Origin of the sequence: Candidatus Bealeia paramacronuclearis (genome assembly GCF_035607555.1) — a bacterium.
Classification (GTDB): Bacteria; Pseudomonadota; Alphaproteobacteria; order UBA9655; family UBA9655; genus Bealeia; species Bealeia paramacronuclearis.
Genome location: NZ_JAVHWZ010000003.1, coordinates 178,313 through 199,082, shown reverse-complemented (window position 1 = coordinate 199,082; position 20,770 = coordinate 178,313). Strand labels below are relative to the sequence as shown.

Genomic DNA, 20,770 nt, shown 5'->3' with positions numbered 1-20,770 from the left:
CTCAAGCATAGTCTTGGCGAAATAAGATCTGTTTTATTGATAAATTAATTATGACTGACAAGCGCAATTCAGGCTTTACAATTGACCCTCGGGAACGGGCGCCACTTTCTGGTGGCGTCGATGATCTTGAAAAAAAACCAAAAAAGAAAAAACGAGAGAGCTCCCCGAAATCAGAAAAACCAGCACGTCCCAAAAAAACGAAGGTCAAAAAAGAGAGAAAATTCGCGTTTTTTTGTTTGAAATGGGGCACAATTTTTGCGGTTTGGGGCGTGTTTTTCCTCGCTTGTGCTGTTATGTGGTTTGGATACGATCTCCCCAATTTAGACCAGATTTCCATGACTCCCCGAAAACCCAGTATTACGCTCGTGAGTCATGACGGCACACGGATTGCCACCTACGGTGATCTTCATGGACGCGCGGTCAAGGTGGATGAATTGCCCCCTCATGTTGTGCAAGCATTGATGGCCATTGAGGACCGGCGTTTTTATTCTCATTTTGGAGTTGATGTTTTGGGGCTTCTTCGTGCGGTTTGGGTCAATTGGCGGGTGGGTCATGTCGTTCAAGGCGGAAGTACGATCACCCAACAGTTGGCCAAAAATTTTTTACAATCCCAAAATCTATATGATGTGAATGACCGGTCGCTGCGACGAAAAGTCCAAGAAGCTCTCTTGGCCATTTGGCTGGAGCATAAATTTACAAAAGATCAAATTCTGACTATTTATTTAAATCGCGTTTATTTAGGGTCGGGTACTTTTGGAATTGAGGCTGCGGCCGAGCATTACTTTGGAAAACATGCGAGAGAGTTAACCCTTTATGAATCTGCGGTCATTGCAGGTCTTTTAAAAGCGCCGTCCCGCTATTCGCCCGCCAATAATCCGCAATTAGCCGATGGGCGCGCTGCTCAAGTTTTAACCAGTATGGTTGAGGAGGGCTATATTACAGAAGGCGCCAAAGAGGCAGCCCTCGTTATGGCATCCTCCCCCCCCGAAGTTCACCGCGGCCAAAATATTCGCTATTTTTGTGATTGGGTGGTGGATTCCATCGGGGATTATGTTTCCGCCGATGGGTCTGATTTGATTGTGACCACAACACTTGATTTAAATATTCAAAACAAGGCCGAAGAAAAACTTCAAAAAATTATTCAAGAACATGGATCTGTAGCCAATGCTCATCAAATGGCCTTTTTGGCTATGCGCCCCCAAGGCGCAATTGTTTCCTTAATCGGAGGTGTAAATTACGCACAAAGTAAATTTAATCGAGCCACCCAAGCGCTCCGTCAACCGGGGTCCGCTTTTAAAATGGTAATCTATTTGGCGGCCCTTGAAAAAGGATTACATCCTTACAGCATGGTGAGCGATCTTCCCATCACCATTGGAAAATGGAGTCCAGGGAATTTTAAATACAAACCTAAGGGAGAGGTACCGCTTCAAGATGCGTTTGCGTATTCAGCTAATACGGCTTCCGTTCGCCTTGCATCTTTTGTAGGAGCCACAGCTATAGCAAGCCTTGCAAAGCGTTTGGGAATTGGGCAAAAGCTCCCCCGGGATCTCACCATTGCTTTAGGAACAGGGGAGGTCACACTTTTAGACATGACTTCTGCTTTTGCCACGTTTGCCCACCACGGACAACATGTATGGCCTTATTCAATTGTAAAAATTGAAACGCCTTCTGGTGAGACGCTTTATCAACGTAAAACAGAAGTCGGAACGCAAATTATAGATCCTCAAATTGTCTCTGAAATGCGTCAACTTATGAGTGCCGTGATCGATTATGGAACGGGTCGGAACGCCAATTTGGGAAGGCCTGCCTTTGCCAAAACGGGAACTACGCAAAAAGATCGCGATCATTGGTTTGTTGGATTTACGGGTGACCTTGTGGCGGGCGCTTGGACCGGAAATGACAATAACGAATCATTAATCCCCATTTCTGGGGGGAGCCTTTCGTTGCGATTGTGGCGTGATTTTATGAAATCCGTTTATGGCGAATCTTCAAGTCCCGTGGTCCCTCAGCCTTCAGAAATTCAAGAGGACTCTCCAGAAGGTGAAGGTCAAGATAGTGGTTCCTCAGAAAGCGACCGAGAGGGCCTTGAACGGCTCCTTCAAGGTGTGTGGGGAGGATAATTCTTTTTGCGTCCAGTGCTTTCGGCACAAGGAGACATATTTATCATTTCCACCGATTTCGATCTGCTCGCCCTCTGAGACGATCTGCCCTTTTTCATTGACGCGGGCGCTCATGGTGGCTTTTTTTCCACAATGACAAATGGTTTTAATTTCAGTCATTTCCTCAGCCCAGGCCAAAAGGTACTTACTGCCCTCAAAAGGCTCTCCCCGAAAATCTGTGCGCAGGCCATAACAAAGAACTGGAATTTTGAGCTCGTCCACCACTTGGGTTAATTGAAGAACTTGAGCTTTGTTGATGAATTGAGCTTCATCAACCAAAATGCATTTAATGGGATGGGGTAATTTTTTGACACAACTTGAAACATAGTCAAAAAAATTAAAATCTGGATCAAAGGGAATCGCTTCTTGCTCCAAACCAATGCGGGATTTAATGAGGCCCTTTTTATAACGATCATCAACTGAGGGCGTGAACATCAACGTCAACATACCGCGCTCGCGATAGTTATGGTTAGATTGCAGCAATGTTGTTGTTTTTCCTGCATTCATCGCAGAATAATAAAAATGGAGTTTGGCCACGTTTGGTCCCTTCCGTTAATAATTTAGTAACCTAAAAAACTTAGACTATGATAAAATCTATTAACATAAAAAATAAAAAATCATAAGGGGCCCTATGGGAGATTTCACGGAAAATCAAGAGACGCCTAAGCAGATTATTCTGATGGTGGATCAAAGCCCTATTAACTTAATGCTTTTTCAGGGCATGTTGAAAGAGCTTAAAAACATAGATTTTATCTTGTTTGAAGACCCCTTTAAAGCTTTGGACTGGGCGAAGGAAAACTTCCCTGATCTTGTCTATGTGGATTATAATTTTGATCTTATCAATGGCGTGGATTTCATTAAACAATTCCGTAAAATTCCCAAATGTGGGTCTGTTCCACTTGTATTAATTTCTGCCGTTTATGATCAGCCCGTTTTATGGAAAGCTCTTGAATCTGGGGCTAATGATTTCATCACAAAACCTGTGGATCGATACGAATTTTTAGCCCGCACAAAAAACATGCTGGCACTCAGTGTAAGTCAAAAAAAACTCGCAGATCATGCCCACATGCTTTCCCAAGAAGTAGAACAGGCTACACGAGATTTGAAAACTAGTGAAGAAAGGTATGCGCTGGCCGCTCAAGGCGCCAATGATGGTCTTTGGGATTGGGATTTGGTTGCGGATAAGGTTTTTTACTCCTCCCGTTGGAAAGCAATGTTGGGATTCAAAGAGGATGAAATTTCCGAAAAACCTGAAGAATGGCTTAAGCGTATTCACCCTGAAGACCAAGAAACGGTGAAGATCGATATAGAGTCTCATTTGACAGGGATAAGCGAACATTTTGAATGTGAGTATCGTCTGCGCAATCAAAAAGGGCGCTATATTTGGGTCGTCTCACGCGGCCTTGCTGTTAAAAATGCGGAGGGAAAAGCCACCCGTTTTGTAGGCTCTCTGACAGATACAACAGAGCGTAAAAAAGCCGAACAACGTCTTGTGCATGATGCCTTTCACGACGTTTTAACAGGGCTTCCCAATCGAGCTCTTTTTATGGATCGTCTGACCCAGGTCCTTGTCAAACGCATTCCTCATGCCGTCCTCTTTCTCGATATGGATCGCTTTAAAAACGTCAATGATAGTATGGGACATAAAGCCGGGGATGAGCTTTTAATCGCTCTTTCCAAACGCCTTGAAAAATGCACCCGTGTAGGAGATACCATTGCGCGCTTTGGGGGGGATGAATTTACAATTCTTCTGACTGATATCCAAGGCCTTGAAGAAGTCTATTCCTTCGCCAATCGTCTTCTTGAAGCGGCTTCGACCGCTATCATCATTCAAGATCAAGAAATCTTCCCCACGCTCAGCATTGGGGTTGCTATGAGCGATGCACATTACAATCGGGCGGAAGAAGTTGTAAGAGATGCGGATATTGCCATGTATCGCGCCAAAGAAAATGGAAAAGGTCGTGTTGAGATTTTTGATGAAAGCATGCGTAATGAGACAATTGCCATGTTCAAACTGGAATCTAATTTAAGACGCGCCATTGAACGTGGAGAAATCATTCTTTACTATCAGCCTATCGTGAATTTAAGGACTGGTGAGATCAGCGGTTTTGAGGCTTTGATGAGGTGGGATCGTCCCAACCATGGAATTGTGACCCCAGGGGAATTTATTCCCTTAGCTGAAGAAACCAAAATGATTGTACCTCTTGGACGTTGGGCTCTTGAGACCGCATGCAGACAGCTTGTGGAATGGCATAAACTTTTTCCGTCTCATGAAAAGCTATTCATGACGGTTAATGTTTCTGGAAAACAATTAGAGCATAGGAGTTTTGTGCCTGATATTCTTCCCATCCTTAATCAGACCGCGATCAAAGCCTCTTGCCTCAAGCTTGAAGTCACCGAAAGCATCATTATGAATGACCCCGACAAAGCGGAGAGAGTTCTTCGCGAACTTAAAGGACTCGGTGTTAATTTGGCTATTGATGATTTTGGAACAGGATATTCTTCCCTCAGTTATCTCCACCGCTATCCTTTCGATACCTTAAAAATTGATCAATCCTTTATTTCAAAAATGAGGGAAGACGAAAAATTTGTCGAAACTGTCAGAATTATCATCATGCTCGCCTATTCCTTGGGTATGAATGTGGTTGCGGAAGGTATTGAGCATGAGGATGAGGCAATCCGACTGAAGGAACTCAGATGTACTTATGGTCAAGGCTATTATTTTGCACGGCCCATGCCCGCAGATCAAATCACGATTCTCTTAAATGAAAAGAAAAGCTGGCTGAATGTCCCTTCAGAAAAAAGGGCTTAACGGGAATTTTTAATACATTTAAAAGAGTTTCAGATTGTGTTTTTTCTCGCAGTTAACCCAGAGATCTCCTCAAAGAAAGCGAGCCGTAGTGTATTTATTTCCTTGGTGGGCGCTAGAGGATTCGAACCTCTGGCCCGCTGATTAAGAGTCAGCTGCTCTACCAACTGAGCTAAGCGCCCTCAAGGAATGATTGAATTTTTAACAAAGCGTTCTTGAAATGTCGATAGCTTATTTAGAAATGTACGAGTTCATTCAGAGTCATTGAATGCAAATAAAATTCTTTTAATATTTGTCCAGAAAGATAAAGCACTGACTCTTACGGGATTTACTGGCCTTTTTATTAATATAATTGCTGAGATTTATAATTCACATTTTTACCATAAAAAGCCCCTGAAATGATCAGGGGCTTTTTTTCAAGAATTAATTTCCTCAACCAAAGCTGGTGATGATACCAATCATGGCACCGCTCATACAACTGGCGACAGTCCCTGCAATCATGGCTTTGAGGCCAAGTGAGATGATCTCTTGGCGACGCTCGGGCACCATAGTGCCGATGCCTCCAATTTGAATCCCGATGCTACTGAGGTTTGCAAATCCACAAAGCGCATAAGTCATGATCAAACTGGTCTTAGCGCTGAAAATGCCTTGAGGGATTGAAGCCAAACTGATGAAGGCCACAATCTCGTTCAAGATTGTTTTCTTGCCCAAAAGACCTCCCGCGATAAGCGCTTCATCCCAAGGAATTCCCATGAGCCAGGCCAAAGGCGAAAGCGCATATCCCAAAAGAAGTTGAAGGCTCATGGGCTCGCCCCCAATGCCAGGAAAAAGACCCAGGATTGCATTGGTAAGAGCCACTAAAGAGAGGAAAACGATCAACATTGCCAAGATATTCATGAATAAACGCATGCCATCGCTTGTGCCTTGAGAAATGGCATCCATGGATCCTGAAAACTTATAAGGAACTACCAAATGGCCCGAAGTTTCTTCGCCCACTTGCGGGATCAAAATTCGAGAAATGGTAATGGCCGCAGGCACGCTGATGACGGAGGCTGTTAAGATATGTGCAATGGGATTCATGATGACTTTTTCCAGAATCATGCCATAAAGCACCATAATGGAAATGGAGGTTGTGGCCATTCCTGCCACCATTACGGTGAAGAGCTCGCTTCGTGTGAATTTCCCAAGATAAGGGCGAATCAAAAGTGGTGCCTCTGTTTGACCAAGGAACATTTTAGCCGCGGCACAAACACCGAGCGCTCCTCCAATTCCCATGACTTTTTGGAAGCCTTTGGAGAAAAACTTCACAAGAACTGGCAAAATTTGCCAATGGAAAAGGAGCATCGCAATGGCGCTGACCACAATTACAACGGGGAGGGCTTGGAATGCGAAAATAAAAGTGTTGGCGCCATCTTTGGCAGAGAAGGGAGAATCGCCACCTCCCAAATATCCAAAGACGAAGCTTGTTCCAGCGACCGTTGCGTCTTTAAGTGCCATTACGCCATCTCCTACGAAAAGAAACCCATTCCGAACAGCATCGATCTTAAGAACAAGAACGGCTAACAAAAATTGAATGAGGAGGCCAATAATGACTTGTTTGAAATTAACGTTTTTACGACTTTCACTAAATATCCAAGCTACTGCGATAAAGGTAACGATACCCAGTAGAGCTTGAGGAATTAACATATTATCCACTCTTTACTCCTCCATAACTATGGTCAATCACTCTAAAAAGGTGTATCCCTTAGAGCTAGGAGTTTTGATAAACTATGTGAGCTATTAAGGCCACAAAAATCGCATGGCTGATATGATTTTTTATACTAGATTTTAAAAACAAGGAATATTGCGTTGTCAGAAGAGCTGCTATTCGGAATTGTAGGCGGATTTGTTGCGGGAGGGATCTTGGGGTATCTCCTCAAACTTTATCAAGCTCGTTTGGAGTTCCAATACCTTGAGAGATTGACGGAAGAAAAGCTTAATGCTTTTGATGAATTGGAGAAAAAGTGGGAGCATACGTTTCGTTCACTGTCTTCGGAAGCTCTTCAAAATAATAATCAATCGTTTTTGGATTTGGCCAAAACAACTCTCGAAAAATATCAAGATTCAGCACGTCAAGATTTGACACAACGACAAAAAGCCATCCAAGATCTGATGACGCCTGTCAGCAAATCTTTGGAAACGGTGGATCAAAAAATTCAGGAACTCGAAAAAGTGAGGCAAAGCGATAATGATGTTTTGCGCCATCAAATCACTGAGCTCTCTCAAACGCAAAAGCTTTTAAAATCGGAAACCTCAAATTTGGTGAATGCGCTTAAAACACCTCAAGTGCGCGGACGTTGGGGTGAAATGCAACTCAAACGCGTGGTTGAAATGGCGGGGATGTTGTCCCATTGTGATTTCCAAGAGCAAGTTTCAATCAACCAAAATGATGTCCGTTTGCGCCCCGATCTGGTTGTTCATTTGCCCGGCGGAAAACACATTGTGGTCGATGCCAAAGCCCCGCTTGCGGCGTACCTTGAGGCCCATGAAGAACTGGATGATGAAAAGCGGATTTTAAAACTCAAAGATCATGCACGCCAAGTTCGTGTCCACATCAAAGCCCTTTCACAAAGATCTTATTGGGAGCAGTTTCCTTCCTCCCCAGAGTTTGTAGTTCTATTTTTACCAGGCGAGCCATTCTTCAGTGCAGCCCTTGAGCAAGATCCAGAACTCATAGAAATTGGGGTTCAAGAAAAAGTCATTTTGGCAACACCCACAACGTTGATTGCGCTTTTAAGATCTGTGGCTTATGGTTGGCAACAAGATCAATTGGCTCAAAATGCCAGAGAAATTAGCAACTTGGGGCGTGAACTTCACAAACGAATTATGGATATGGCTGATCATTTTTCAAAACTGGGACGCCATCTTGGGTCTGCCGTTCAATCTTTCAACCAAGCCATGGGAAGCCTGGAGCACCGGGTCCTTTCTAGCGCTCGAAAATTTGAAAGTTTAGGGGTGACTGCGCATGAAGTCACACTGCCCGCGCCTGTAACGCTTGAGGTGATTCCAAGAGAACTTCCACCCTCTGATATACAAAAAGCAGGATAAAAGATGATGTCTGTTAAATATGGAAACAAAGTTAAAAAACGTCACCCTGAATCTTTAGTCTCGGATTTAATTCGGAATCATTCAGGGTACCAAAAGATACTGAAACAAGTTCACGATGATAATTGTGGGGGGTGTAACAGCATTAATGTCTCCTTCCTCACCCTCATTTTTTTTCTTTTAACGCCGCCTCTTTCGAGTGCGTCCACAGAGCAAAACGTTACGCAAGCCCATCAAAGTCAAATTGAAGTCACCGTTTATCCCAAAGGACAAGCCCTTATTCACGAGAGGCGATCGATGAAATTGGTGCCGGGTTCCAATAAACTCGTTCTGCTTGATATCCCCAGTTCCATTGTCAAAGACTCTGTTCTCTTTAGGGCACTGAATGACCCCAACCAAGAATTAAAGTTGCTCGAATACACCTTAAAATCCGGCCCTATCTCAAGCCAAGTCATGCTTGAAAATGCCATTGATCAAGAGATCTTAATTCTGCCTTCTGCAGGCCTTGGAAACGATACCCTGAAAAGTAAACTTTTGGGCCTTGACGGTAAACGTGCTGTCGTTCAAGTTTTAAATCGTGTTCAATCCGTTCCGCAAGAAAGTCTGGCATTTGAACAACTCCCGGCTCGTCTTTCAACCCAGCCTGAGCTTATTATTAAAGTCGAAAGCCCTTATGTGAAAGAGACAGAAGCGGAGATCGTTTACCTTACGGATGGACTTTCTTGGGATGCTGCTTATACCGTTGTGATTCATGCTGATGCGAATTTCTTGGATCTCAATAGCTGGATCAATTTTCATAATGACAGCGGAATTGAACTTCAAAAAGCGATGCTCAATTTCAGCGATGCTCAATCTTCAAAGGAAAAATCAACTGGTCAAATTTTTAAAATTGAGCGACCCACAACTGTGGCCGATAGAACCTCCAAAAGTGTAGCATGGGTAGATCGCGATAATATCAGGACACGTAAAAGTTATCGCATTTATCCCAAAGTGAACCTTAATAAAAACGAAGAAGGTGTGGTGATGAAGCCACCTGTTGAAACTTGGCTTTCTATTGGAAATACGAAAGATAACCAGCTGGGAATACCTTTGCCCGCAGGTGTTGTTAAGGTCTACCAGCAAGGCGTTGACGCTAACCTCAGATTTGTAGGCGAAAACAAAACGCCGTCTTTAGGAATTGGGGATGAACTCAGTTTAAGGCTTTCAACAAATCCTGAAATTACAGCAGATATGTGGCAAACTGACTTCCGGAAACTTGGTGAACAAGTAATTGAGACGGGTTATCGACTGGACATCAAAAACAATTCGAAGATCTCTCAAAAAGTCACTGTGGTTCAAGATATGTCAGATAAAGATTGGCTGATTTTAAGAGAAACCCATCCCCATCAAGAAAAAAACCACCAGCAAGTTTTATGGGAAATTGATCTTCCTTCAGATGGCAGCGAATCCTTGCGTTATCGCATCCGGCAAAACTTGATGGAGTAAAGTTCTTCTTTATCCGAGGGCATGTTCTTCCGCCTGAGGATTTTCAAGGCTCAGGATTTCGGTCTGGCTATCATAGGCAAAAAGTTCTGCATATCTGCCCCAGTCAATAACAATGGAAATATTTTCTTCTGCCTCATCTAGCGGCATAAGGCCTTCCATTTCCCTGAGGAATTTTTCTTTGGTTACACGATTACGCGGAGTGTCTTGAAGAGCATGATAAATATGCTTGGCCAAGGGAACATGCCGCATCAAGTGGTAGGCAAATATTTTCTTCCTCTCCAAAATATCGGCCTGACAAAGTGCTTTTCCAGAATTGGTAAGTTCAATATCTCCCTTTGAAATTTGAGCAAATCCTAAAAACTCAATCGCTTCAAAAAGAGGAAGCGAATCTGTAACCGAAAGACTTTCAGAATCCGCCAATGCAAAAATATCAGCCTTTCCATGGTAAGGGGCCTCAAGCAATGAGTCCATGAGCCCTTGAAACATCTGAATAGAAACATCCGGCAATCTATAATCGATCCCAATAACACGTTTTGCTTTTTCTCCCTTCTTGAGAGAAGCGGGGTGTTCCGCCGTTGCCATCAATGTTGTGTAAACATCATCAACAATGGTTTGGAAGTGTTGACTTGTCTCATCGCGTGGATAGATCAGTGAGATATCAATTTCCTTAACAATTCGACCTGGATCATGATTCAAAATAATGAGACGATTTGAAAGCTCTACAGCCTCCGCCACATTGTGAGAAACCATAATGATGGCTTTTGTAGGAATATGTTTTTCAATCCAAAGTTCCATAAGTTCATTACGAATATTATCTGCGGTCAAAACATCTAAAGCAGAAAAAGGTTCATCAAGGAGTAAAATATCAGGATTAACCACAAGTGCCCGCGCAAAACCAACACGCTGCCGCATACCGCCTGATAATTCTTTGGGATAAGCTGATTCATATCCATCAAGACCGATGAGATCAATGGCCTCAAGGGCGCGTCTGCGCCTTTGTGCGTGCGTGAATCCCAAAGCTTCAAGCCCGAGCTCTACATTCTCTAAAACATTTAACCAAGGAAAAAGGGCATGAGATTGAAATACCATAGCGAGACGTGGAGAATCTCTTGTAAATTTTTTATTTTGATAAAGGATCTCGCCACTATTGGGTTCAATGAGTCCTGCAATAATTCGCAAAAGCGTTGATTTTCCACAACCTGAGCGCCCTAAAATGGTGACAAACTCGTTTTCTTTGATGCTCATTTGAATTTGATCAAGGACTTGTGAGGGCATCTCAGAACTTCCAAAAGATTTTGAAATCGAAGTCAGCGTTAATAAATTATTGGCCATGAGAGCTCCTTAATCCAAACGATAGCGTGTCGTCACAAAGAGATATAAGCGGCGCCATAAAACACGATTTAAAACAAGAACAAAACAGGTCAGGATCACAACCCCTAATAAAATACGAGTTTGATCTCCTGCGGCTGTTGAGGCTGCGATATAGGCTCCAACCCCATTGGCTTCCAGAGTCTTGTCTCCCCATGTGACATATTCTGCAACAATGCTCGCATTCCAAGATCCCCCCACTGCCGTTAAAAGTCCCGTGACGTAAGCCGGTGCAATTCCAGGTAAATAGAGTTTCTTCCACTGGAGCCATCCTTTGACATTGAAGTTTTTTGTGAGTTCTTGAAAATCAAAAGGAATGGTTGAAGCACCTCCAATGACATTAAATAAAATATACCATTGGGTTCCAAGAATCATCAGGGGGCTGAGCCAAATGTCATGATTCAGTTGGAATTTGACGATGAAGATAACAAAAATGGGGAAAAAGAGATTTGCGGGAAACGCAGCCAGAAATTGGACCCAGGGTTGCAAACGGCTTGCAAGCGGCCCATTCAGGCCAATAATAACGCCTATGGGAACCCAAATTAAAGAGGCCATTACACACAAGATTGCAACCCTGACGAGGGTTATTAAGGTTAGAAAGGTGACATGCTGGATTTCTTCAAAAGAAATTTCCGAAAAGATATAGGAGTAGGATTGAAGGGCATAATGAACACCCAAAATGATCGTGCATAACAAAAACAAAATGGCAATTAATTTTCGGAAAAAGTTATAAGGTTGGATGTGGCTTTTTTCCAAATGAGAAATCTTAAGACTGAGCCCCTGAAAAACAACATCCAAAGCTCCCAAAAACCCAAACCAAATCTGATTAAACACATGGAAAATTCTTGCCCGCCTGATCATGGTTAAAACCCATGAGGAAGGGATATTTTGACTGGCCGTCAGTTCTGCTTTAAATTTATCGCTCCATGCCAATAGTGGCCTAAAAAGAATTTGATTATATAAAATGATTACAATGAACATAGTCAAAATCGCATAAAAAATGGAGATGAGTGATCCTTCCTTAGAGGCCATTGCGATATAAGATCCAATCCCGGGAAGCATCAAGGTGTTTCCAGAAACAGTTATAGATTCTGAAGCTACTACAAAAAACCATCCTCCGGATACGGACATCATCGTATTCCAAAGCAGTTGTGGAACAGCATAAGGTACTTCCAAACGCCAATATCTTCGCCAAGGGGAAAGGCGATTGAGGGTTGCAACTTCTATGAGTTCTTTGGGAACACTGATGAAGGATTGATAAAGACTAAAGGTCATATTCCAAGCTTGCGATGTAAAAATCGCAAAAATGGCAGCACACTCAAGACCCAAAAGGTTTCCTGGGAAAAGAGCTATAAACCCTGTCACGGTGATCGATAAAAATCCTAAAATAGGTACGGATTGCAGAACATCCAGAAGGGGGATGAAAATTCGCACCCCTAATTTAGTTTTTGCGGCAAGGCTTGCGTACACAAAGCTAAAGAGCAGAGAGAGTAAAAGGGCAAATAACATTCTCAAAATGGTTTGCAAAGCATAGTCGGGAAGATTGATGGGGTCCAATGAAAGGGGGAGGCTTTTTTCGCCCGTAAATGGAACTGCCATTTCATGGCTTCCCGCAATAAAAAGCGTCAGCCCAATAATTACTACAATAAGCGCCACCACATCCCATTGAGAGGGAAGGCGGCGCAAATCATAAAAGGTGCGACTAGCTCTAAATTGAATCATTGAAATTCTTTTTTATATTGTGAAATGTAATTCTATCACAGGATTGAAGAATCCACCAACAATCAATGGATTATGTACAACATATTGTAATTAAATTAATATTTTTCTTTCTACTTTCTTTGGTGCACTCTTTTAGAATGGATTCTGAAACGATCACGGTCTTGGGATAGGCTCTGCTATGTGCTTTTTAAAAAATTGAATAATCAGAAGTGGTTATAATTTTTTAATTTTTTTCCAATATGTACTGTGGTGTTTTCTTGGAAAATATGGGATCATTAGCATTAAATTTTTTTATTAACATTTTGACTTACCTAAGGAGTTATTCGTTATGACTGCTGCAACTCAAGCCCCTGCACCAGAAACTGAGCTAAAGCCTCGTATTACCGTCATCGGAGTCGGTGGCGCGGGTGGAAATGCTGTCAATAATATGATCAGCTCAAAACTGGAAGGTGTTGAGTTTTTAGTGGCAAATACAGATGCTCAAGCCATTCAACAATCTTTAGCCCAGCTTAAAATTCAATTGGGCCTTGAGGTCACAAAAGGATTGGGGGCTGGATCTCATCCCACAATGGGACGTGCTGCTGCTGAAGAAACCATTGCAGATGTCATCAATCACATCAAAGGCAGCAATATGCTTTTCATCACGGCTGGGATGGGCGGAGGAACCGGAACGGGGGCCGCACCTGTTATTGCCAAAGCTGCACGGGAAGCCGGAATTTTAACTGTGGGTGTTGTCACAAAACCTTTCCATTTTGAGGGGAGTCACCGCATGCGCTCGGCAGAAGGTGGAATCTCTGAACTTCAACAATTTGTGGACACTTTGATTGTGATCCCGAACCAAAATCTTTTCCGCGTTGCCAATGAAAAAACAACCTTTGCCGATGCGTTTCGCATGGCAGACGATGTTTTGTATTCAGGCGTCAGAAGTGTCACAGACCTTATGATGAAGCCAGGCCTTATCAACCTTGACTTTGCCGATATTCGTGCCGTTATGGGTTCTATGATGGGTAAGGCTATGATGGGAACGGGTGAAGCCACAGGAGAAGATCGGGCTATTCAAGCGGCAGAAGCGGCGATTTCAAGCCCACTTTTAGACGATGTTTCCATGCGTGGCGCCAAAGCCGTTTTGATCAATATCACGGGCGGCTTGGATATGACGCTTTATGAAGTGGACGAAGCTGCCAATCGCATCCGTGATGAAGTTGATCCGGAAGCTAACATTATTTTTGGATCCACTTTTGATGAAACCATTCAAGGTAAGATTCGTGTCTCTTGTGTGGCAACAGGAATTGATTCCGAAGCGATTCGTCATTTTGTCCCAGCGTCGCAAACACAAACAGAAGCTACAGCGCCTGTGGTTGAAGAAGAGCCAGAGATTTCTATCTTTGAAGAATTGGGAATTCAAACGACAGAAAACACAACAGTAGATCCTTTGGGGTTTGAAATAACACCAACGGTAACAGCGCCTCAAGCTGAGACGACGCCAGCTGATCTTTTTGGACATGAAGAACATCACGAAGAAGAGTCTCATGTGGAATATACCAATTCATTGCGTCAAAAGATGTATCAAGATGCCCTTGCACGTCAACACCCTGAAGAAGAGCCTGAAAAACCAGTTGGATTTTTCCAACGGTTGATTGGTCGGAAAAGCCATCCTCAACAATCAGAGCGCCCTCGCCAAGTATCTCCTGATCCTGCAGTGCTCACACGCCCTAAAACTAAGGCTCCTGCGGCACGCCCTACACCGGCTGCGAGTAGCGAAGAAGATATGTTGGAAATCCCAGCTTTCTTAAGGCGTAAAGGAAAATAAAAAAAGGGGTCTTGGACCCCTTTTTCATTCTGTAACAATTCGCAACAAAGCTTGATTTTTTCAAAGACACAACTTGCCTTAAACTTCAAAAGTTAGAAAAGTCAACAAGCGGAGTTTTTCGTGTCTTTAGTGTCCTCATCGGTTTCCATTCAAAAACCAGCCAAGCTTCCTTTCCTGTTTGCTGTATTTAATCAAAAAAGTGAGCGCCCCGAGGTTGTGGAAAAGACGTTGAACAAAGTTTGTGAAATCAAGGGAATTGGTGTTCACTCCGGTGTCGATGCCACGTTAACAATTTTTCCCGCTCCTGAAGGACACGGCATTATTTTTGTGCGAAGCGATCTTAATGATTCAGAAATCAAAGCGTCTCACTCTTCTGTAGTTGATACGCGCTTTTGCACTACCATTGGAAACAATGAGGGCGCCACCGTCTCGACAATCGAACATTTAATGGCCGCCTTTTCAGCCTTGGGAATTGACAATGCCCGCGTTGAAATTGATGGGCCAGAGCTTCCCATTATGGATGGCAGTGCTGCTCCTTTTATCGCTGGAATTTTAAAAGCGGGAGTTAAAGATCTCATTTCCTCACGAAAAATGATTCGTGTTTTGAGAACAGTCACGGCCGAGGAAAATGGTCGTACAATTTCGATTTCTCCTTCTTCCAATTTTGAAGTGACATTGTCCTTTGATTTTGGAGGACGTCTTTCTGCAAGTCCTCAATGTTTTCATTATTGCGCTGAAGAGACATCTTTTGAAAAAGAGATTTCTTTTGCACGAACTTTTGGCCTTTTGGAAGATGCGCAAAAAATGTGGGCCGCAGGGCTCAGCAAAGGTGCTTCCTTGGAAAACACACTTGTGTTTGATCAAGGGCAGGTTATGAATGAAGAGGGGCTTCGTTATGAAGACGAATGTGTCCGTCACAAAATCTTAGATGTGATTGGTGATCTTCATTTGGCCGGAGGAAAGCTTCTTGGTCATGTAAAAGCCGATTCTACCGGCCATGGTCTTAATCACAAGCTCCTTCTGGCACTTTTCTCAGATCCGCAAAATTATCGAATCGAAAACGCGTAAAACCTTTTAAAGCAATCTCTTCCCTCAAACCGTCCTTCGCGATTGAAGGGCGGTCATGAGTGTCCCGTCATCGAGGTAATCCAATTCCCCACCAATGGGCACGCCACGTGCCAGTGTTGTGATATGAACTTCTGGAAAATCGGACAAGCGTTCAGTAATGTAATGTGCGGTCGCCTGACCCTCAACGGTTGCGTTCAAGGCCATAATTACTTCTTGAACGCCGGAGTGTACGCGTGCAAAAAGACCCTTGAGGCGCAGATCTTCAGGCCCCCGCCCATCCATGGCTGAAAGTGTGCCTCCTAAAACATGATATTTTCCAAAAAAGACCCCCGTGCGCTCAAGGGCCCAAAGATCTGAGACGGCCTCTACTACGCAAATTTGAGTCACGTCTCGACTGGGGCTCGCACAGATTTGACACGGCGAAATCGCATCCAAATTCCCGCACGTCTCGCATGATTTTACCTTTACGGCCACGTCCTGAAATGCTGCAGAAAGAGGGGACAACGCCTCCTCTTTCCGTTCTAAAAGATGAAGAGCAATCCGGCGCCCTGATCGTGGCCCAAGACCCGGTAATTTTGATAAAAGACGGATTAAATTTTGAAGGGGATCTTGGGTCATAGCAGATTACGACCCTCTCAGAAAATTGAGGATGGAAGGCATGTTAGAGCGTATCTGTTCGGAGCGAAACTGATTTTTCATTGCCCAGAAATGCTCTATTTGCTTTTCTATTTGATCACGTTCTTCAGGTGAATGAGCTCTGGAACGCAATTCTTCCCAAGCTTCAGCACATTCCTTGTATTCCTTTATAATTTCCTCCATATAAGATTCAACAACATGGAATTTTCCAGGAATGTTTCTGCAATGTTTTAAGGCCGAATTTTCCCGCTCGTCAATCTCTCCCAATAATACTGGTGCATAGAGTTTTGAACTTCCCACAAGCAAGGTCATGAGAATTAAAAGGATGTATTTGTGTTTCATAAACTTCTCTCCTGACGGGCGGTAGGTTAATCGTTTACCCAAAATTGGCACGATATTGTCAAATTGTCATGCTAAACTTAGGGTGCGGCATCCCAAAAAAATCCTAAAATTGCTATGAGATTACCCCATAATATCTTTTTTCTGTCCCACATAGGAAATGGCTTGAGGAATGGGAAGAGGAATGCCCGAGGCATCTAAATTCTTCTTCAGTGCGCGACGGAAAGCCCGTTGAACTTTGAACTGATCTGCAGGCTTTGTGCGCATATTTATTTTGATTTTAACATAATGATCGGTCATTTCTTCCACGCCGTTGATTTCAACAGAGGAAAGAATCCAAGATTTGGTGGGGGGGATTTTTCGCAGTTCTTCTCCTGTTTGTTTGATGATCTCGCACACCTGATCCACATCGGCCTTATAGCCGACTTGAATCATGAGAATGGCCACTGAATACTCACGGCTTTGATTGCTGAGTGTTGAGATTTTACCATAGGGAAACACATGCAATGAGCCGTCTTCTGCACGCACACGCAGGATTCGGACAGTGACCGATTCCAAAACCCCATTTTGTCCATTAACAATCAGTTGATCTCCCACCGCAAAGCTGTTTTCAAGAAACATGAAAAAACCCGTCACAAAATCTTCCACAAGTGATCTCACTCCAAAAGAAAGCCCCACAGAAAGAACACCCACTGTGGCCACGATGGGCGTGATATTAACCTCAAGCTCCCCTAAAATAAGAAGAATGGCCAAAACCCAAATCACAACTTTGAGGATGCTCCGGCTTACGCTATGAATGGTTTCATAACGCGCCTGGTGTTGTTTTTGACGATGGTCAATATCGACTTTCTTTTCAAAAACGAGATAGCGCGATAGAAGTCCGTCCCCGGATTTAATGGCAAAAAGCGCGCCTCCAATAATGATGAGAATGCTCAAAGACCTCTCAAGAATCATACGTCCCCATTCTGATGAGAGTATGAGAACAGGACTAATTCCCCAAAGAGAGAGAATTACTATAGCGGCAACAACAAAAACCAATCCTTTGATGACAAAATCGATTTGAGTTGCATGATAAAGCACAAAATGCCTGAGTTTAGGATTAAGGTCGTGCCTATGCGTCCGCAAAAACGAAACACGCCATTTCTTAAGGATAAATGCAAGAGCATGGAAAACAAAGATGAGAGCGAGAGATGTGAAAATCTTATGAGAAATTATATGAAATTCATAGGTTTCAATTTTGACCCAAGCAATGTAGTCATTGATAATATAAAGAATGAGGGGGATCCCTACAAAATCCAGATAAGATGCCAAAACTTTTTCACCCTTAGTCTTTGTTTTGTCGCGGCGGATTTGGGCCACCCAACTTCGAATTCCAGGTTGCAAAGCGAGAACCAAACGCACCGCCATTAAAATAATAATCAGGCCTGTCATCTGTAGTAATAAGCGATGTCCCGCATAAGGCAATTTGATAAGAACGCCTACTTTAATTGCATAGTACCCCAACAATTCGACAATGGCGATGCGTCGAATTAGCCTGTAAATTCTTGTCGAAAAATCCAAATCAAATGCCACCCAATAATGGAGCGTTGAAGGAGGCCTTAAAAAGAGACTAAAAAGGCTCAATAAAAACCAAGTCGTCACACCTCCCATAATCATAATAGAGGCGATTTCCAGATATACGGGTGCCAGAGGTTTGAGTAAAATAAACGTGCTATAAAGAACAAGGCCAAAAACAAACACCGGCAAAACGTAAAGGGCGACGGCAAGAATCAGTTTCCCCCACCGATGCGGAGTGTGACGGACTTGATACTCGAGGTTTTTATAAACCCATGGTCTGAGCCATCGCCTTAAAATTTGCTGCACAAAAAATGCAAGGGCCAGAGAAATGCCAAACTCAGAAAGAAATTCAAAAAGTTGAGCTTGGGCCTGTGGAGACTTTAAATTCTTAATAAGCCATTCTGCCGTTTCCAAAAAATCATGAAGAGAAATAATTCCACTTTTAAAATAATCATATAAAGCCGTGAATTGTTCGCAGGCGGCTTCAAAAAGTGAGGCATTCAAATCACTGACTTTAGGCGTTTGAAATTGAGGGGTGGATGCGGGCTCTTCTGACAACGTGTGAATTCCTCTCACATCTTGGGCATTGAGGGAAAACATCCCAAAAATTAAAAACAGCATCATCGTCAGAAATATCGTTTTGATTTTCATCTGTGTCCCCAAGTTCTCAATACGTTTTTGACTATATCGTAAAGATGGTCCCGCTGGCAATCAGTGGACTGGCCTACTTCAGGGCGCCTCATGAAAAAGTTTATCTCAAGAAGGTTATGTAATTTTTTTTAAAAATGAAACAGATATGTCAATCCTGAACTTTTTTCAGCTTCTTCTTTAGTGCAAACAATTCAAAATCTGTCTTTTTGACAACCTATTGAGATGTTGAAATAAATTCAGTGCGATCATTCGGGTGTTTTTTACTTTTCATGAGATGGGCCTAAGTGCTACTTCCCACAGGCACGCCAATAGAGCATGCCGCCTTGAAGGCTTTTTACGTCTTGAAAACCACGTGCTCGGGCCTCAAATAATGCCAGAGCCGATCTGCGGCCTCGCTCACAAATAAAGACATAAGGTGCTTCGGGATTGGCGGACTCGAGAAAGGAATTAAGATCCTCACCTAAAGTCGCAAGCACAATGCCTTCGATATATCCTGAAGGGCCCTTCAGTTCTTCTGCCCCTCTTACATCGACAAGAATTACATTGCCTGTTTCAGGCACTAATTCATCGGGAGTGATTTCAAATTCTTCTTTTTCCATTTTTCCACAACTCTGATTTAAAGGGACTGCGATATCCATCATTTTGGGGTAAGGTAATCTGTGTTCTTCCATAAATGCAATAAAATCTTCAAGCGTTTGGGAAAGCCCTAGTCGGGGATTGAATTTTTTTTCTTCCCCAATGGTTGAAACCATGCGCCCTAAATAATCATGAGCCGTATAGACAAGCGTTTCATCTGGAAGAGCAAATAATTTTTCGCGCACACTTTTAAAAAGTTTTTCATTGGAGCCTTCTTGAAAATCTGTGCGTCCACAGGCACGAATCATCAGGGCATCCCCTGTAAAAACTTTATTGTCCACCCAATAACTTGTGCAGCCATTGGTGTGCCCGGGTGTGTGAAGGGCTGTGATTTTGATATTTCCACACTCAAGATTTTCTCCATCTTCAATTAAAATGTCCGCACATTTAAGATTGGTCTTGCTTCCATAAACGGTTTTGGCTCCGGTGCGATCCCTTAAATGAGAGGCGCTCGTTACATGATCGGCATGGACATGAGTTTCAAGAATAAATTTGAGAGTGAGGTTTAATTCTTGAAGTAATTTTAAATCCCGTTCAATTTGAGATCTCACTGGATCAATTGAAATGGAATCCCGAGTTTCTTCATCCCCCAAAATATAGGTGTAGGTCGAAGATTTCAAATCAAAAAGTTGTCTAAAGATCATGATTATTATTCCTTAAATTAGTCTGATCAACGTAGAAACCATCGAAATCAAAATAACAGTGGTTAAAGTGAGCTTTCTTAAAACATCCAAAAGATGAGCGGCTGAGTTTGAGTCTACCGAGGCCGTCAAGCCTTTAATAGTTAAGGAGGCCACAAGAGCGCCGGCCCCCAAAGCCACAAGATTGGGCGTGGGAAGATTCAAATATCCTTGAACATAGGCCGAATAAGGGGCACTTAAGGCAATTGTTAAAAGACTACACGCCACAGACCGACTTAAATTGAGACGATTGATGGATGTGAGCCATGGCACCATAATAATGCCGCCTCCAAGTCCCGTCATTGTGCTTAGAATTCCTGTCAAAACACCACCTAAAGATGAGTGGGAAACGGAATGTAAAAAGGTATGTTTTTCTAAAGCGGTGGGTGCTGGAAGTCTCATGATCCACAAGCTATAAAGACTAAAAAGAGAGGCAAAATTAAGAAGGATAATCAAGGCCCAATCAGGTGAGGCGGCTTTCCATGGTGCTGAAATGTAAGAGCCCAAGAAAGAAAAAACGAGAAGAATAAGTACCACACTATAATTTGTGTATTTGCGTTGGGGAAGCCATGTCAATATTGCCCCAACACTAATCACAAGAAGACCATAACCTGAGGCTGCCTTGACGCTATATCCCCCCCAATATATTAGAATAGGGATGGCAATGATTCCCCCTCCTGCTCCTGCAAGACCCAAAACGCAGCCAGAGACAAGTCCCACAATAGCCCAAAGCATCCAAGGATCTAAAGACATTTTTCCTCAATCT

At 43.1% G+C, this 20,770-nt stretch carries 15 protein-coding genes and 1 tRNA gene; 6 read left to right on the top strand and 10 right to left on the bottom strand.

Going from position 1 to position 20,770, the window contains the following annotated elements:
• Nucleotides 1-50 precede the first annotated feature (50 nt).
• Complete coding sequence (locus tag Bealeia2_RS09230; protein ID WP_331256745.1) at nucleotides 51-2,120, top strand: transglycosylase domain-containing protein; 2,070 nt, start codon at nucleotides 51-53, stop codon at nucleotides 2,118-2,120.
• On the opposite strand, the gene Bealeia2_RS09225 is transcribed toward Bealeia2_RS09230, so the two are convergent.
• Entirely contained in the window at nucleotides 2,064-2,696 is a 633-nt protein-coding gene (locus tag Bealeia2_RS09225) for a thymidine kinase (protein ID WP_331256744.1), read from the bottom strand. The two genes, Bealeia2_RS09230 and Bealeia2_RS09225, sit on opposite strands and share 57 nt — an antisense overlap.
• 94 nt (nucleotides 2,697-2,790) lie before the next feature.
• On the opposite strand from Bealeia2_RS09225, the gene Bealeia2_RS09220 reads away from it, so the two are divergent.
• Nucleotides 2,791-4,971 (top strand): GGDEF/EAL domain-containing response regulator, encoded by a 2,181-nt coding sequence (locus Bealeia2_RS09220; RefSeq protein ID WP_331256743.1) that lies wholly within the window; start codon nucleotides 2,791-2,793, stop codon nucleotides 4,969-4,971.
• A 103-nt stretch (nucleotides 4,972-5,074) separates the two neighbouring features.
• Here Bealeia2_RS09220 and Bealeia2_RS09215 read toward each other — a convergent pair.
• A tRNA-Lys gene (locus Bealeia2_RS09215) sits at nucleotides 5,075-5,150 on the bottom strand.
• Nucleotides 5,151-5,400: 250 nt separating this feature from the next.
• A complete protein-coding gene (locus Bealeia2_RS09210; RefSeq protein WP_331256756.1) occupies nucleotides 5,401-6,654 on the bottom strand; it encodes a NupC/NupG family nucleoside CNT transporter in 1,254 nt (417 codons plus the stop codon).
• Nucleotides 6,655-6,816: 162 nt separating this feature from the next.
• Between Bealeia2_RS09210 and Bealeia2_RS09205 the strand changes: the two genes are divergently transcribed.
• Both Bealeia2_RS09205 and Bealeia2_RS09200 read left to right on the top strand, forming a co-directional pair.
• On the top strand, nucleotides 6,817-8,055 hold the full coding sequence (locus tag Bealeia2_RS09205) for a DNA recombination protein RmuC (protein WP_331256742.1): 1,239 nt from the start codon (nucleotides 6,817-6,819) through the stop codon (nucleotides 8,053-8,055).
• 3 nt (nucleotides 8,056-8,058) lie between these two features.
• The gene (locus Bealeia2_RS09200; protein ID WP_331256741.1) at nucleotides 8,059-9,537 is read left to right on the top strand and encodes a DUF4139 domain-containing protein; all 1,479 of its coding nucleotides are present in this window, start codon (nucleotides 8,059-8,061) and stop codon (nucleotides 9,535-9,537) included.
• A gap of 9 nt (nucleotides 9,538-9,546) precedes the next feature.
• Here the strand turns inward: Bealeia2_RS09200 and Bealeia2_RS09195 are convergent, their stop codons facing one another.
• Nucleotides 9,547-10,869: an ABC transporter ATP-binding protein gene (locus Bealeia2_RS09195; protein WP_331256740.1), complete on the bottom strand. Its 1,323-nt coding sequence runs from the start codon at nucleotides 10,867-10,869 to the stop codon at nucleotides 9,547-9,549.
• A gap of 9 nt (nucleotides 10,870-10,878) precedes the next feature.
• On the bottom strand, nucleotides 10,879-12,627 hold the full coding sequence (locus Bealeia2_RS09190) for an ABC transporter permease (RefSeq protein WP_331256739.1): 1,749 nt from the start codon (nucleotides 12,625-12,627) through the stop codon (nucleotides 10,879-10,881).
• A gap of 328 nt (nucleotides 12,628-12,955) precedes the next feature.
• Here Bealeia2_RS09190 and ftsZ point away from each other — a divergent pair, with 328 nt between their 5' ends.
• Both ftsZ and lpxC read left to right on the top strand, forming a co-directional pair.
• Complete coding sequence (ftsZ, locus tag Bealeia2_RS09185; RefSeq protein ID WP_331256738.1) at nucleotides 12,956-14,437, top strand: cell division protein FtsZ; 1,482 nt, start codon at nucleotides 12,956-12,958, stop codon at nucleotides 14,435-14,437.
• A gap of 120 nt (nucleotides 14,438-14,557) precedes the next feature.
• Entirely contained in the window at nucleotides 14,558-15,505 is a 948-nt protein-coding gene (gene lpxC, locus Bealeia2_RS09180) for a UDP-3-O-acyl-N-acetylglucosamine deacetylase (RefSeq protein ID WP_331256737.1), read from the top strand.
• A 24-nt stretch (nucleotides 15,506-15,529) separates the two neighbouring features.
• Here the strand turns inward: lpxC and recR are convergent, their stop codons facing one another.
• From recR to Bealeia2_RS09155, 5 genes are all read right to left on the bottom strand, one after another.
• Nucleotides 15,530-16,123 (bottom strand): recombination mediator RecR, encoded by a 594-nt coding sequence (gene recR / locus Bealeia2_RS09175; RefSeq protein WP_331256736.1) that lies wholly within the window; start codon nucleotides 16,121-16,123, stop codon nucleotides 15,530-15,532.
• A gap of 6 nt (nucleotides 16,124-16,129) precedes the next feature.
• Nucleotides 16,130-16,453, bottom strand: coding sequence for a hypothetical protein (locus tag Bealeia2_RS09170; protein WP_331256735.1), 324 nt, complete (start codon nucleotides 16,451-16,453; stop codon nucleotides 16,130-16,132).
• A 150-nt stretch (nucleotides 16,454-16,603) separates the two neighbouring features.
• Nucleotides 16,604-18,688: a mechanosensitive ion channel family protein gene (locus Bealeia2_RS09165; protein ID WP_331256734.1), complete on the bottom strand. Its 2,085-nt coding sequence runs from the start codon at nucleotides 18,686-18,688 to the stop codon at nucleotides 16,604-16,606.
• Nucleotides 18,689-18,975: 287 nt separating this feature from the next.
• Nucleotides 18,976-19,968, bottom strand: coding sequence for an MBL fold metallo-hydrolase (locus Bealeia2_RS09160; RefSeq protein ID WP_331256733.1), 993 nt, complete (start codon nucleotides 19,966-19,968; stop codon nucleotides 18,976-18,978).
• A gap of 12 nt (nucleotides 19,969-19,980) precedes the next feature.
• The gene (locus Bealeia2_RS09155; protein WP_331256732.1) at nucleotides 19,981-20,757 is read right to left on the bottom strand and encodes a sulfite exporter TauE/SafE family protein; all 777 of its coding nucleotides are present in this window, start codon (nucleotides 20,755-20,757) and stop codon (nucleotides 19,981-19,983) included.
• Nucleotides 20,758-20,770: the final 13 nt, after the last annotated feature.

Excerpts from the sequence above, each read along its gene's own strand:
- Bealeia2_RS09230 (WP_331256745.1), top strand. The coding sequence starts at position 51 with ATGACTGACAAGCGCAATTCAGGCTTTACAATTGACCCTCGGGAACGG.
- Bealeia2_RS09220 (WP_331256743.1), top strand. The coding sequence starts at position 2,791 with ATGGGAGATTTCACGGAAAATCAAGAGACGCCTAAGCAGATTATTCTG.
- Bealeia2_RS09210 (WP_331256756.1), bottom strand. The coding sequence starts at position 6,654 with ATGTTAATTCCTCAAGCTCTACTGGGTATCGTTACCTTTATCGCAGTA.
- Bealeia2_RS09200 (WP_331256741.1), top strand. The coding sequence starts at position 8,059 with ATGATGTCTGTTAAATATGGAAACAAAGTTAAAAAACGTCACCCTGAA.
- Bealeia2_RS09195 (WP_331256740.1), bottom strand. The coding sequence starts at position 10,869 with ATGGCCAATAATTTATTAACGCTGACTTCGATTTCAAAATCTTTTGGA.
- Bealeia2_RS09190 (WP_331256739.1), bottom strand. The coding sequence starts at position 12,627 with ATGATTCAATTTAGAGCTAGTCGCACCTTTTATGATTTGCGCCGCCTT.
- ftsZ (WP_331256738.1), top strand. The coding sequence starts at position 12,956 with ATGACTGCTGCAACTCAAGCCCCTGCACCAGAAACTGAGCTAAAGCCT.
- recR (WP_331256736.1), bottom strand. The coding sequence starts at position 16,123 with ATGACCCAAGATCCCCTTCAAAATTTAATCCGTCTTTTATCAAAATTA.
- Bealeia2_RS09170 (WP_331256735.1), bottom strand. The coding sequence starts at position 16,453 with ATGACCTTGCTTGTGGGAAGTTCAAAACTCTATGCACCAGTATTATTG.
- Bealeia2_RS09165 (WP_331256734.1), bottom strand. The coding sequence starts at position 18,688 with ATGAAAATCAAAACGATATTTCTGACGATGATGCTGTTTTTAATTTTT.
- Bealeia2_RS09160 (WP_331256733.1), bottom strand. The coding sequence starts at position 19,968 with ATGATCTTTAGACAACTTTTTGATTTGAAATCTTCGACCTACACCTAT.
- Bealeia2_RS09155 (WP_331256732.1), bottom strand. The coding sequence starts at position 20,757 with ATGTCTTTAGATCCTTGGATGCTTTGGGCTATTGTGGGACTTGTCTCT.